The sequence below is a fragment of the Leisingera sp. ABM4_101 genome, assembly GCF_056158725.1.
Map to the genome: position 1 here is coordinate 2,865,377 of NZ_JBSWTV010000002.1, position 12,385 is coordinate 2,877,761.

12 protein-coding genes and 1 tRNA gene are annotated in these 12,385 nt (G+C 63.6%); 5 read left to right on the plus strand and 8 right to left on the minus strand.

The window, feature by feature from the left end; translation table 11 throughout:
- Window positions 1-11: 11 nt before the first annotated feature.
- Genes ACXAEK_RS15210 through ACXAEK_RS15220 form a run of 3 tightly spaced genes read right to left on the minus strand, consistent with a single transcriptional unit; the run spans window position 12 to window position 2,277 of the window.
- Window positions 12-683, minus strand: coding sequence for a uracil-DNA glycosylase (locus ACXAEK_RS15210; RefSeq protein ID WP_475043151.1), 672 nt, complete (start codon window positions 681-683; stop codon window positions 12-14).
- The gene (gene trpD / locus ACXAEK_RS15215; RefSeq protein ID WP_475043153.1) at window positions 680-1,699 is read right to left on the minus strand and encodes an anthranilate phosphoribosyltransferase; all 1,020 of its coding nucleotides are present in this window, start codon (window positions 1,697-1,699) and stop codon (window positions 680-682) included. The genes ACXAEK_RS15210 and trpD overlap by 4 nt, the downstream gene beginning before the upstream one ends.
- Window positions 1,696-2,277 carry an anthranilate synthase component II gene (locus ACXAEK_RS15220; protein ID WP_475043155.1) on the minus strand — a complete coding sequence of 194 codons (582 nt, stop codon included), beginning with the start codon at window positions 2,275-2,277 and terminating at the stop codon, window positions 1,696-1,698. The genes trpD and ACXAEK_RS15220 overlap by 4 nt, the downstream gene beginning before the upstream one ends.
- A gap of 189 nt (window positions 2,278-2,466) precedes the next feature.
- On the opposite strand from ACXAEK_RS15220, the gene ACXAEK_RS15225 reads away from it, so the two are divergent.
- Window positions 2,467-4,017 (plus strand): divergent polysaccharide deacetylase family protein, encoded by a 1,551-nt coding sequence (locus ACXAEK_RS15225; protein WP_475043157.1) that lies wholly within the window; start codon window positions 2,467-2,469, stop codon window positions 4,015-4,017.
- 121 nt (window positions 4,018-4,138) lie between these two features.
- Here the strand turns inward: ACXAEK_RS15225 and trpE are convergent, their stop codons facing one another.
- From trpE to fabI, 5 genes are all read right to left on the minus strand, one after another.
- Window positions 4,139-5,650, minus strand: a complete 1,512-nt coding sequence (gene trpE / locus ACXAEK_RS15230; RefSeq protein WP_475043159.1) for an anthranilate synthase component I — start codon at window positions 5,648-5,650, stop codon at window positions 4,139-4,141.
- A gap of 15 nt (window positions 5,651-5,665) precedes the next feature.
- Window positions 5,666-7,507, minus strand: coding sequence for a peptidyl-prolyl cis-trans isomerase (locus ACXAEK_RS15235; protein ID WP_475043160.1), 1,842 nt, complete (start codon window positions 7,505-7,507; stop codon window positions 5,666-5,668).
- 118 nt (window positions 7,508-7,625) lie between these two features.
- Window positions 7,626-8,801, minus strand: a complete 1,176-nt coding sequence (locus ACXAEK_RS15240) for an aminotransferase (RefSeq protein ID WP_475043162.1) — start codon at window positions 8,799-8,801, stop codon at window positions 7,626-7,628.
- A gap of 151 nt (window positions 8,802-8,952) precedes the next feature.
- Window positions 8,953-9,456, minus strand: coding sequence for a xanthine phosphoribosyltransferase (gpt, locus tag ACXAEK_RS15245; RefSeq protein WP_475043164.1), 504 nt, complete (start codon window positions 9,454-9,456; stop codon window positions 8,953-8,955).
- 72 nt (window positions 9,457-9,528) lie between these two features.
- Entirely contained in the window at window positions 9,529-10,332 is an 804-nt protein-coding gene (gene fabI, locus ACXAEK_RS15250; RefSeq protein ID WP_039182935.1) for an enoyl-ACP reductase FabI, read from the minus strand.
- Between the two features lie 132 nt (window positions 10,333-10,464).
- Here fabI and pdxH point away from each other — a divergent pair, with 132 nt between their 5' ends.
- The 4 genes from pdxH to ACXAEK_RS15270 all read left to right on the plus strand — a co-directional run bounded on the left by pdxH (window position 10,465) and on the right by ACXAEK_RS15270 (window position 12,345).
- The gene (gene pdxH / locus ACXAEK_RS15255; protein ID WP_475043166.1) at window positions 10,465-11,070 is read left to right on the plus strand and encodes a pyridoxamine 5'-phosphate oxidase; all 606 of its coding nucleotides are present in this window, start codon (window positions 10,465-10,467) and stop codon (window positions 11,068-11,070) included.
- Between the two features lie 134 nt (window positions 11,071-11,204).
- Complete coding sequence (locus ACXAEK_RS15260) at window positions 11,205-11,744, plus strand: cold-shock protein (protein ID WP_475043168.1); 540 nt, start codon at window positions 11,205-11,207, stop codon at window positions 11,742-11,744.
- A gap of 4 nt (window positions 11,745-11,748) precedes the next feature.
- On the plus strand, window positions 11,749-12,225 hold the full coding sequence (locus ACXAEK_RS15265) for a DUF192 domain-containing protein (RefSeq protein WP_475043170.1): 477 nt from the start codon (window positions 11,749-11,751) through the stop codon (window positions 12,223-12,225).
- Window positions 12,226-12,268: 43 nt separating this feature from the next.
- Window positions 12,269-12,345 (plus strand) — tRNA-Pro (locus tag ACXAEK_RS15270).
- Window positions 12,346-12,385 lie beyond the last annotated feature (40 nt).

The following is a 12,385-nucleotide window of genomic DNA, read 5'->3' on the forward strand; positions in this document are numbered from 1 at the left end:
ACCAGTTCCACTCATGCCTGGGCCTCCGTTCCTGCGTTCCAGTCTATGGCATCCTCGCCGCGGGCGGTAAGCCAATTGTTCACTTTTGAAAAGGGCCGGGACCCAAAGAAGCCGCGCCGCGCCGACAAGGGCGAGGGGTGGGCTGTTTTCAGGATCAGGTGATCGCCCGGTTTGATATGTTTTTCAAGCTTTTGCGCCGCATTGCCCAAGAGAATGTAGGCGGTTGGGGTTTCGGACGTCAGCTCCAGCACCTGATGCACCAGATGATGCCAGCCCAGATGCTTGTGGCCGTTTGCCTCACCCGCTGGGACAGACAGGGCTGTGTTTAGCAAAAGTACGCCCTGGTTTGCCCAGCCGCGCAGGTCTGCGTTGGAGCGGGTGACTTCAAGATCCTCCTGCAGTTCTTTGTAAATATTGGACAAAGATCGGGGCAGGGGGCGCACATGCGGTTCCGCAGAGAAGGCAAGCCCATGGGCGTGGCCCGGCGTCGGATAAGGATCTTGGCCGAGGATCACCACGCGGGTGTCGGCCGGCTGTGTCAGTTCCAGCGCCGCGAACCGCTGGTGAGCGGGCGGCAGGATGTCGCGGGTATCCGCAGCGATTGCAGCGGATATCCCGGGCCATTGGTCGGTGAAAAAGGGCAGGCTGGACCAGGCACCCAGCCCCGCGGGCAGACCGGTCATGCGGCTGAGGTGATCCGGGCCAGCGCCTCGACTTTGGCCTTGGCGGCGCCGCTGTCGATCGACTCGGCGGCGAGCGCGACGCCCTCCTTGAGGTCTGCCGCTTTGCCCGCCACGACCAGCGCGGCGGCGGCGTTCAGCAGCACTGCGTCGCGGTAGGCCGAGGGCGTTCCCTGCAGCAGAACCCGGAAGGCCATGGCGTTTTCCTCAGGTGTTCCGCCGATGATCTTGTCAAAGGAATGTACCGGCAAGCCTGCGTCCTCCGGGTGCAATTCGACATCGCGGACTGTGCCGTCTTCCTCCAGCGCAGAGACCCAGCTGACGCCTGTGATGGTCAGCTCATCGGTGCCGTCAGAGCCATGCACCAGCCAAGCGCGCTCGGAGCCAAGCGCCTTGAGGGTTTCCGCCATCGGGCGGATCATTTCGCGGCTGAAGGCGCCGGTGAGCTGGCGTTTGACGCCGGCCGGGTTGGTGAGGGGGCCGAGGATGTTGAAGATAGTGCGGGTGCCAAGTTCCTGGCGGGTCGGCATCACATGGGCCACTGCAGGGTGGTGCATGGGCGCCATCATGAAGCCGATGCCTGCCTCATTGATTGCTTTTTCAACAACTTCCGGGCCAACCATCACGTTGATGCCCATCTGCGACTGCATGTCGGCAGTGCCGGATTTCGAGCTGAGGTTGCGGTTGCCGTGCTTGGCCACAACCACGCCGGCGCCTGCCGCGACGAAGGCGGTGGCGGTGGAGATATTCAGGGTGTTCTTGCCGTCGCCGCCGGTACCGACGATGTCCATAGCGCCGGCGGGCGCCTTTACCGGGTTGCATTTGGCGCGCATGACGGCGGCGGCGGCGGCGTATTCATCGACGCTCTCACCGCGGGTGCGCATCGCCATCAAGAGGCCGCCGGTCTGGCTTGGCGTGGCCTCGCCTTCGAACAGAAGGGTGAAGGCGGTTTCAGCTTCTTCGCGGGTCAGGGAACGTTCGGCGGCGGCGCCGATCAGCGGCTTCAGGCGGTCGCTCATGCGGGCACCTGCATCACGTCGAGGAAGTTTTTCAGCAGTGCGTGGCCGTGTTCGGAGGCAATCAATTCCGGGTGGAACTGGACACCGTGGATTGGCAGCTCCTTGTGCTGGAGGCCCATGATGGTGCCGTCTTCCAGCTCCGCAGTGATTTCCAGGCTGTCCGGCAGGCTTTCGCGCTCCACCACCAGGGAGTGGTAGCGGGTTGCCTCAAAAGGCGTCGGCAAGCCTTTGAAAACGCCCATATCCTTGTGGTGCATCATACCCATTTTGCCATGCACGATCTCGTGGCAGCGCACCACCTTGCCGCCGAACGCCTGACCAATGGTCTGGTGACCGAGACAGACGCCCAGCAGCGGTGTCTTCGTCTCAGCTGCTGCTTCGGTCAGCGCCAGGCAGATGCCAGCCTGATCCGGGTCGCAGGGACCGGGCGACAGCAGGATGCCTGCGGGCTTCATTGCCATCGCTTCCTGCACATCAATGGCGTCGTTGCGGCGCACTTCCATTTCCGCGCCCAGCTCGCCCAGGTAGTGGACCAGGTTGTAGGTAAAGGAGTCGTAGTTGTCGATCAGCAGCAGCATCGTGGCGGGCTCTTTTAAGGGTGGCGGGCGGGGTGCGCGCCGCAGTATAGTGGTCGCAACATACATGTTCAGGGATACGGGGCAGCGTCAAGGGCAGGATAGGCGAATGCAGGGCGGAACAGGGATTGTCTCCGCCGGGCAGGCCAGAATGGCGCAGCACGGCACAACGGATTGAGAGGCAAAACAGGCATGCGTGGATTTCTGGGCGGCGTGAGTGTCGGGGCATTGCTGGCCGCGGGCGGGCTGGCGATGCTGTCATTGTCGGTTCCTTTGCCGGAGCCTGGTGATCGCATGGCGGGGGGGCGGGCACCTGAACCCGGGCCCGGTGCGCAAGAGCCGCAGGCCGCAACACCCGAACCGGTTGCGCATGAGCCGGGTGACGCGCCGCAGCTGCCCAACGGCGGCGGCAAGGCAACCGATGCGCCGGCCAGCGAACAAGGACCGGATGCGGATCTGGTCGAGGCCCAACCCGCCGCCCCTGCTTCTGCCAGCGGCAGCGATGACCTGAGCGCGCTGGCCGGTGCTGACACCGCGCCAGCGGAAAAGCCCGAGGTTGGGCTGACGGCCTCCGTGGTCTCCTCCGGATCTTTGGAAACCGCACTGGCGCCGGGCGTGTCGGCGGCATCGCAAGAAGATCAGCCGCAGGCGGTGCAGCCCGGGGTCCCTGCAGCCCCCGGCGCTGAGGAGGTGGTTGTCGCCGCCACTGAGCCTGCGCCTTTGCCGGATGACAGCAGCCCGGCTGAGGGGGAATTCCCGGTGTCTGACCCTGTTCAGCCGGACGCGCCTGGTGCGGAGACACCGAATGAGGCGCCCGCCACAGCGGCGGTCCTAGCACCGGATATTGGCAGTGCGCCGCAGGCCACAACCTTGCCGGTGATCAGCGCGGCCCCGGTTCTTCCGCCCGCTGACGGGACGAAAAATGAACCGGCCGAAGAAGACACCGCTGTTGCAGAAGCCGGGCAGGGGGAACTGAGTCCGCGCATCGGAACGCCGGTTGTGCCGCTGACCGACCGGGACAAGCCCCAGGCGGCAAGTTTTGCGGAAGCAGCCTCGTCTGACGAGATGCCCTTTGCGGCGCATTCCGAGCCGTTTGACAACGCCACTGGCCGCCCGCTGATGTCGATTGTGCTGATCGACGATGCGGGCGCAGTCGGGGCCGAGGCGCTGGCGGAGTTTCCCTATCCGCTGAGCTTTGCGATTGATCCGGATGATCCGCAGGCGGCGGAGAAAATGGCGGCCCGCCGCGCCGCCGGGTTCGAGGTTCTGATGCTGGCCGATTTGCCGCGCAGCGCGTCACCGCAGGATGCCGAAACCGCGCTGGAGGTCTGGCGCGGTAACCTGCCCGAGGCGGTGGCGATCCTGGAGGGGATCGAAACCGGCGTGCAGGGCAACCGGCCGCTGGCGGATCAAGTGGCGGCCATGGCGGCGTCAGCGGGCTATGGGCTGGTTACCCAGAACAGCGGGCTGAACACGGTCCAGAAGCTGGCGCTGCGCGACGGGGTGCCCGCCGGGGTGGTGTTCCGCGACTTTGACGGCGCAGGCCAGAATCCGCGGGCGATCCGCCGTTTCCTGGATCAGGCCGCGTTCCGTGCCGGGCAGGAGGGCGCCGTGATCATGCTGGGCCGGCTGCGCCCCGATACGATTTCAGCGCTGCTGCTGTGGGGGCTTCAAGACCGGGCGGAGCGGGTGGCGTTGGCGCCGGTCTCTGCCAGCCTGGAAGCAAAGCTGCCTGAAAAGTAAAACGGCGCCCTGAGCGGGCGCCGTTGCCTCCCCCTCCCGGCGGCGAAGCCGCCTGCCGGGCAGAGGGACAGGAGTATTTGAAACCAGAAAGAAGCCCGGTGAGGGCGCGCCTGGAAGAAGGTCAGCTGTTGCCGTTGCCGGTGAAACGGGCCGCGTCAGCGGCTGCGCGGCGGATGGCGTTGGATTTATGAACGGTCTCCATATACTCCGCCTCAGGGTCGCTGTCATAGACAACGCCGCCGCCAGCCTGGATATATAGGTTCTGATCCTTGACGATGGCTGTGCGCAGCGCGATGCACATGTCCATGTCGCCGCCGGCTGAAAAATAGCCAACGCCGCCGCCGTAGATGCCGCGCTTTTCCGGCTCCAGCTCGTCGATAATCTCCATCGCGCGCACCTTGGGGGCGCCGGAAACGGTGCCTGCGGGCATGCCGGCAAAGAAGGCATCCAGTGCGTCCTTGTCCTCTGCCAGCTCACCCACGACGTTGGAGACGATGTGCATCACGTGGCTGTAGCGCTCGATGATGAACTTTTCGGTCGGGCGCACCGTGCCGATTTTGGCGACCCGGCCAGTGTCGTTGCGGCCCAGGTCCAAGAGCATCAGATGCTCTGCCAGCTCTTTTTTGTCGGCCAGCAGATCCAGTTCAAGCGCCTTGTCCTCTTCCGGTGTCGCACCGCGGGGGCGGGTGCCCGCGATCGGGCGGATGGTGACCTCCTGCCCGAAAACGCGGACAAGGATTTCCGGTGACGCCCCGACCACTTGGAAGCCGCCGAAGTTGAAATAGAACATGAAGGGCGACGGATTGGTGCGCCGCAGCGAGCGGTAGAGCGCAAAAGGCGGCTGACGGAATTCCTGGGTCCAGCGCTGTGCCGGCACTACCTGGAAGATGTCGCCCGCGCGGATGTATTCCTTGGCCTTTTCCACCGCAGCCATATAGCCGTCCTTGGTGAAGTTCGACTGCGGCGGGGAGACTTCGTGCGCGTCGCCCAGATCGCGGCTTTCGGCGGGCATGGCGCGTTCCAGATCGCGCACCGCGTCCATCACCCGTTCCGCCGCCTGGGCATAGGCGGCCTTGGCTGTCTGGCCGTCGCTGGACCAGACGGGGGACACCACAGTGACCTCGCCCTTGACGCCGTCGAGAACCGCAATGACCGAGGGGCGCAGCATCAGCGCGTCGGGCAGGCCGAGGGGGTCCGGGTTCACGTCCGGCAGATGCTCCACCAGCCGGATCATGTCATAGCCGAGGTAGCCGAAGAGGCCGGCCGCGGCCTGGGGCAGATCATCCGGAAGGTCGATTTTGCTTTCGGCAATCAGCGCCCGCAGGTTGTCCATCGGGTTGCCGTCCTGCGGAGTGAAGTCATCCGCATCAAACCGTGCCGAGCGGTTCAGGGCCGACTGTTCCCCGTGGCAGCGCCAGACCAGATCCGGTTTCATGCCGATGATCGAATAGCGCCCGCGCACCTCGCCGCCGGTGACGGATTCCAGCATGAAGGCGTCCTTCTGGGCGCCAGTGAGCTTGAGCATCAGCGACACCGGCGTGTCGAGGTCGGCGGCAAGGCGGGTGTAGACGACCTGATTTTCTCCGGCCTCGTAAGCCTTGGAGAACGTGTCGAAATCGGGGGTCAGGGCCATGGGTGCTTGCCTTGATTACTGAAAGTTTGCTTGCGCTGCGTTCAGCGCCTGCTGGTCAACACGGGGTTCGGCGCGGGTCTGGACGTCCTGCACATAGGCCTGGAACAGCTCGGAGGCCAGGGCCTGGTTGAGCTGTGCCTGCAGCGCCTGGGTGAGCAGGGTCATGTCGTCGCTTGCCTCGGGCGGAAGGATGGCGTCGAGGCGGACAACCACGGCGGAATCCGCGTCCTGCACCAAGCGGAAGGCGCCGGTCTCCATCGTGAATACCTGGGTGACCAGATCGGCCGGAACCGTGTCGATATAGGCGGTGCGGGTCAGGCCGGTTTCGGTTTTCACCTCAGCGCCTTCTGCAAAACCGCCTGCGGCTTCAGCTTGGGCAAGCAGGCCCTCGCCCTGGGTCTTAAGCGCATTTGCCAGGCGATCTGCGTTCCAAGCTGCCAGAACCTTGTCCCTGGCATCGGCAAAGGGCTGCGGACGTTCAGGCAGGACCTCATCCAGGCGCAGGGCAAACAGGCTGCCATCGTCCAGAAAGGCCACTTCGGGGAAGTCCTCGGCAGTGACTGCTGCTGCCGCGGAGCGGAACCCCTCATAGGCAGCGATGCCGTCGCTGGCCTCATCGGTCCAGTTGATCTGTGCCAGCTCCAGACCGCTTTCCGTGGCCAGTTCCTCGAGGGTGGCGCCGCCTGCCAGCAGGTCGTCGATATCCTCGGCCTGGGCTTCGACCAAGCGGCTGGCGCGGCCGGAGGCGATTTCTTCGCGCAGATCCTGCTCAGCCTCTTCAAAGGTGGTGATCTGTGCCTCCAGGCGGCCGTTCACACGGAAGAGTGCCGGGCCGAGGTCAGAGGGCAGGGGGCCTGCCACATCGCCGACCTGAGCGGCAAACACATCAGTGCCTGCCGCGCCGAGATCGCCCATGGTGACGTCGCCCATGTCGATGTCCTGCAGGGTCAGGCCGCGGGCGTCAACCAGGCTTTCAAAGGTCGCACCGCCGGTTTCCAGCTGTGCCTTGGCGCTGGCTGCAGCGTCCTGATCGGCAAAGACCAGGCGTTCGACCAGGCGGCGTTCGGGGACCTGATATTGGTCGGCGCGGTCCTCGAACAGCTGTTTCAGGGCAGCTTCATCCACCTCGACCTCGTCCAGCAGCATGGATGGGCGCAGCGCGGCGTAGGTGATCAGCTTGGTTTCCGGCAGCATGAACTGGCCCTGGTTGGCCTCGTAGAAGGCCTGCAACTCTAAATCTGCGGGGGTCTGGGCGGTCAGGGCGATGTCTGACGCGTTGACTTGCACGTATGAGAAGCTGCGGCGGGCGCCGATGAACCCGGTCAGGGTTTCGGTCAGGGTTTGCGGCATTTCGGTGCCGGACAGCACTGCGTTTTGCACGATGGTGCGGGCGGCCTCGCGGCGCAGGTCCTCTTCGAACTGCTTTTCCGACAGTCCCGCATTGCTGAGCGCAAAGGCATAGGCTTCGCGGTCGAATTCGCCGTTCACTCCCTGGAAAGCGTCGATGGCGGCCAGTTCCGCGATCAGGTTCCCGTCGCCGATCGACAGGCCCAGTTCCCTGGCCTCGTGGTCCAGCGCGGCCAGCGAGATCAGGCGGCCCAGAACCACGCGGTCAAGGCCAAAGGCGGTCATTTGCGACATTGGCATGGCTTGTCCGGTCTGCGCCTGGAGGGCGCGCTGCTCGCGCTGCAGTTCGCGCACGTAGTCGCCAATGGTCACTTCCCCGTCTCCGACGCGCGCGACGGAAGACGCGGAGCTGGTGAAGTTCACCGCGCCAAATCCGGCAAGGCCGACAATCAGCATCCCCATCAGGATCCAGACAAAGGTTTTGGATAGATGTTTCATGCCTGCGGCCATGATGCCCTCTTTATTGTTCTGCTGCGCAAGGGAGTGCCTTGCAGCGGGAAATGCCGCTGACTAAATACGCGGCTGCCCGCAGAGGGGCAAGATGAATGCAGCGCAAACTGCTGGATGATCAGGGATTAAAGGCCGCCAGGCGTTCAAACAGGGTCCGAATGCCCGCGCGATCCACATTGGCAAAGGCGATGCGGAACTGGCGGGCGCCTTCCGGGTCGCCTTCTGGCATGAACATGGAGCCGGGCAGCATCAGGATTGACGCCTGTTCGACCAGCTTGCGGGCGATCTGTTCCGAGGGCTGATCGAACGGGTGTTCGACATAGGCGAAATAGGCGCCGCAGCCGAGCAGTTTCCAGCCTTTTGCCGCTAGCACCGGAAAGCCCTCCTCAATCGCGAGGCGGCGGTCGAGGACTTCCAGGCGTTCGCCAGCCAGCCAATGGTGCAGGTTTTCGATCCCCCACAGCGCGCCGGCCTGCCCCAGCTGGGAGGGGCAGATGGTGACCGTATCCAGAAACTTCTCCATCTCGAACAGGCGGTTTGTGGAGGCGGCAATGGCGCCGACGCGGTGGCCAGTCAGCCGGTAGGCTTTGGAGAAGGAATAGAGGTGGATCAGGGTGCTGTCCCAATCCGGCATCCGGAACAGCCCATGCGGCGCGCCGCCGCGGCTGTCGAAGTCGCGGTAGGTTTCATCCACGATCAGCGCCAGGCCTCGGGCGCGGGCCAGGCTGAAGAACGCCTGCACGAGGCCCGCCGGATATTCGACGCCGCAAGGGTTGTTGGGGGTGACCAGCACGATGGCGCGGGTGCGCTCCGTGATCAGGGCCTCCGCCGCGGCCAGGTCCGGCAGCATACCGTCGCCAACCTGCAGCGGCACTGCAGTGACGCCCGCCATGTCCAGCCACATTTTGTGATTGAAGTACCAGGGGACCGGGATGATCACCTCATCCCCTTCACCGCACAGGGCGGCGATGGCGGCGGCAAAAGCCTGGTTGCAGCCGGAGGTGATGGCGACCTGTTCCGGCAGGATCTCTGCCTGATAGTGGCGGCACATCTGCCGCGCCAGGGCTTGGCGCAGCGGTTCGTTGCCAAGCACAGGACCGTAAAGATGAGCGCTGACGTCGTTCAGAGCGGCCTCTGCCAGCGCCTGGCGCAGCCCTTCGGGCGGGGCTTCGGCCGGGGCCGCCTGGCTCACATTCAGCAGCGGACGGTCCGGGGGGAACTCCGCTCCGGCCACCCAGCGGCGCGATTCGACGATGGGCGAGACAAAGGTGGCTTGGGTGCGGGACAGGGGCATGGGCGGCTCCGGGCTGCTACGAAATCTTAGGCGCACACACAGGCGCGCCGGCCTATGTCTGGCACGGTGCCCGCCCCGGCTCAAGCTGGAAAGGGCCAAAGAAAAAGGCGCGCTGTGACGCGCGCCCTTGAAGGCCGGAACCGGGTTCGGATCAATCCTTGCCGCGGTAGGGCTCCACATATTGCAGGGCCATGTCCCATGGAAAGAAAATCCAGGTGTCCTGGCTGACCTCGGTGATGAAGGTGTCGACCATCGGTCGGCCCTTGGGCTTGGCATAGACAGTGGCGAAATGCGCCTTGGGGTACATCTGGCGCACCAGTTCCAGGGTTTTGCCGCTGTCGACCAGATCGTCGATGATCAACACGCCCTCGCCGTCACCCATCAGCTGGGCATCAGGTGCCTTCAGCACCTCGGCCTCGCCCTGGGCCTGGTGGTGGTAAGAGCGCACCGAGATGGTATCGACGGTGCGGATGTCCAGTTCGCGGCTGACGATCATCGCGGGCGCCATGCCGCCGCGTGTGATCGCCACAACAGCGCGCCAGGCGCCGTCATCGGGGCCTTGGCCGTCCAGGCGCCAGGCCAGCGCCCGGCTGTCGCGGTGGATCTGGTCCCAGCTGATGTGAAAGCCTTTTTCGTGCGGCAGACGATCGGTCATGTTCATTGCTCCCCGCGAAGTCGCGTCAGCTTGCCGGAGCCCGGACCGTTGTCCGGGGCTCCGCCTGTTCAGTTACTTGGAAATATCCGGCGCATCCACCGCCTTCATGCCAACGACGTGGTAGCCGGCGTCCACATGCAGGTTTTCACCAGTCACGCCGGAGCTGAGATCGGACAGCAGGTACAGTGCGGACTTGCCCACATCGTCGATGGTCACGTTGCGGCGCAGCGGCGAGTTGTATTCGTTCCACTTCATGATGTAGCGGAAATCACCGATGCCGGAAGCGGCCAGGGTCTTGATCGGGCCGGCCGAGATCGCGTTGACGCGGATGCCGTCCTTGCCCAGGTCTTCGGCCAGGTATTTGACCGAGGCTTCCAGCGCCGCCTTGGCCACACCCATCACATTATAGTGAGGCATCACCTGCTCAGCGCCGTAATAGGTGAGGGTCAGCAGCGAGCCGCCTTCGCTCATCATTTTCTCTGCCCGGTTTGCAACCGCGGTAAACGAGAACACCGAGATGTCCATGGTCATCTGGAAGTTGCTGCGGCTGGTGTCGACATAACGGCCGCGCAGTTCGTTCTTGTCGGAAAAGCCGATGGCGTGAACGACAAAGTCCAGCTTGCCCCATTTGGCCTCAAGCTCGGCGAACAGAGCGTCGATGGACGCTTCGTCCGACACGTCGCAAGGCAGGACAATGTTGCTGCCCAGCTGTTCGGCCAGCGGGTCGACCCGCTTCTTCAGCGCATCGCCCTGATAAGAAAAGGCGAGCTCAGCGCCGGCATCGGCGCAGGCCTTAGCAATGCCCCACGCAATGGATTTGTCGTTGGCCAGGCCCATGATGAGGCCGCGCTTACCGGCCATCAGTTGACTAGACATGCAGGTTCTCCGCCTGTGATCTGATAATTTAGCGGTGTTTATAATGCCGCGCGGGGCGCTTCAAGGGTTCACGCCCTTGCCGGCACAAAGGAAGCTGCCTAGGTTGCATCAGAATTCCCACGAGAGGTGCCCATGTCCGACCGTACAGGTATTTTCGCAGGCGATGATCCCTTTGCCATTGCCAGGTCCTGGCTGGCAGAAGCGGAACAGTCCGAGCCCAATGATCCCAACGCCATTGCGCTGGCGACCGTGGACGAAAACGGACTGCCCAACAGCCGCATGGTGCTGCTGAAAGAGATCGAAGACAGCGCCTTTGTCTTTTATACCAACTACGGCAGCGCCAAGGCGCAGGAGCTGGATCACGCGGGCAAGGCGGCCTTTGTCATGCATTGGAAATCGCTGCGCCGCCAGATCCGGGTGCGCGGCACCATCACCCGCGAGGAAGGGCCGCAGGCCGATGAATATTACAAGTCCCGCTCTCTCAAGAGCCGCCTCGGGGCATGGGCGTCGAAACAGTCTCAGCCGCTGGACAGCCGCGGCACGCTGATGGCCGAAGTGGCCAAGGTGACGGCCATGAAGGGCCCGAACCCGGAGCGGCCGCCGTTCTGGGGCGGTTACCGGCTGGTTCCGGTTGAGATTGAATTCTGGGCAGATGGCGCGTTCCGGTTGCATGACCGCTTCCGCTGGCGGCGCAATAATGCAGCTGCAGAATGGGAAATTCTGCGGCTTAATCCCTGACCGGAATGGCAAAGGTTTACCTAGGGTCAATAGCAGTTTCGTGACAATTTCAAGTCTTTTTAGCTTGAATTCCAAGGTCAGAATCGCGCATCAGGGCGTCATCAAAATAAAAAAAACGCGGTGGGAATAAGTAAGTGGCAGAAGATCTCAGCAGCTTGCAGCAAGTTCAGGGGCTGGTGAAGTGGTTCGACCCGGCCAAAGGCTACGGCTTTGTTGTCTCCGACGAGGGCGGTCCTGACATTCTTCTCCATGTTAATGTGCTGCGCAATTTCGGCCAAAGCTCCGTTGCAGACGGCGCTCGGATTGAGATTGTCACCCATCAGACCGGCCGCGGTGTTCAAGCTGTCGAAGTGATCTCCATTCAGCCGCCGGAACGCGAAGATGCGCCAGTGCTGAGTGACTTTGCCGATCTGGACATGGTCAGTCTGCAGAACGAACCGCTGGAGCCTGCCCGTGTCAAATGGTTCGACAAGGGCAAGGGCTTTGGCTTTGCCAATGTATTCGGCCGCGGCGAAGACGTGTTCCTGCATGTCGAGGTCCTGCGCCAGTCGGGCCTTGCGGATCTGCAGCCGGGCGAAGCGCTGGCGATGCGGGTGATTGATGGCAAGCGCGGCCGGATGGCCGTTGAGGTGCTGGCCTGGGAGGCCGCACTGTTGCCCGGCGATCAGGATTAATTCCATGATCCGGCGCCTGCTTCCCTGGAGCCTGGGCGCCTGTTTGGCTTTGGCCGCTGGTGCGGCCCTGGCTTCGGACTGCCGGCCCGGAAGCGTGGACTTGCGCGGCGCCTGGGGGCAGACCGCATTCAGCGTGGAAATCGCCGATTCAGAAGAAGAGCGGGCCCGGGGGCTGATGTTCCGCGAAACTATGGCGCGCGGGGCAGGGATGCTGTTTGTCTACGACAGGCCGCAAAGGGCTGCCTTCTGGATGAAAAACACGCTGATCCCGCTGGACATCATTTTCCTGGATGAGCACGGCCGGGTCACATCGGTTCATGAGAACGCAAAACCCCACGACCTGACCCCGATCCCTGGCGGTGACAGGGTCTTTGCGGTGCTGGAAATTAACGGTGGGCTGGCCCGCCGCTATGGCATTTCTGCAGGCACGGAGTTGCGCCATGAAATTTTTTCCGGCAGCGGTGCAGTTTGGCCCTGTTAGGGGTTTTCAAATCAGTTTGGCAGAGATAGGAAGGCGCACGGTCCGGGGCGTGGCGCAGTCTGGTAGCGCACCTGTTTTGGGTACAGGGGGTCGTGAGTTCGAATCTCGCCGCCCCGACCACTTCTCAGCATAAAATGCAGCGAATCTTAAGCCGGGCGGA

What these genes read in the sequence shown, in the direction of transcription:
- ACXAEK_RS15210 (WP_475043151.1), bottom strand. Translation starts at nt 683, where the DNA reads ATGACCGGTCTGCCCGCGGGGCTGGGTGCCTGGTCCAGCCTGCCCTTT.
- trpD (WP_475043153.1), bottom strand. Translation starts at nt 1,699, where the DNA reads ATGAGCGACCGCCTGAAGCCGCTGATCGGCGCCGCCGCCGAACGTTCC.
- ACXAEK_RS15220 (WP_475043155.1), bottom strand. Translation starts at nt 2,277, where the DNA reads ATGCTGCTGCTGATCGACAACTACGACTCCTTTACCTACAACCTGGTC.
- ACXAEK_RS15225 (WP_475043157.1), top strand. Translation starts at nt 2,467, where the DNA reads ATGCGTGGATTTCTGGGCGGCGTGAGTGTCGGGGCATTGCTGGCCGCG.
- trpE (WP_475043159.1), bottom strand. Translation starts at nt 5,650, where the DNA reads ATGGCCCTGACCCCCGATTTCGACACGTTCTCCAAGGCTTACGAGGCC.
- ACXAEK_RS15235 (WP_475043160.1), bottom strand. Translation starts at nt 7,507, where the DNA reads ATGGCCGCAGGCATGAAACATCTATCCAAAACCTTTGTCTGGATCCTG.
- ACXAEK_RS15240 (WP_475043162.1), bottom strand. Translation starts at nt 8,801, where the DNA reads ATGCCCCTGTCCCGCACCCAAGCCACCTTTGTCTCGCCCATCGTCGAA.
- gpt (WP_475043164.1), bottom strand. Translation starts at nt 9,456, where the DNA reads ATGACCGATCGTCTGCCGCACGAAAAAGGCTTTCACATCAGCTGGGAC.
- fabI (WP_039182935.1), bottom strand. Translation starts at nt 10,332, where the DNA reads ATGTCTAGTCAACTGATGGCCGGTAAGCGCGGCCTCATCATGGGCCTG.
- pdxH (WP_475043166.1), top strand. Translation starts at nt 10,465, where the DNA reads ATGTCCGACCGTACAGGTATTTTCGCAGGCGATGATCCCTTTGCCATT.
- ACXAEK_RS15265 (WP_475043170.1), top strand. Translation starts at nt 11,749, where the DNA reads ATGATCCGGCGCCTGCTTCCCTGGAGCCTGGGCGCCTGTTTGGCTTTG.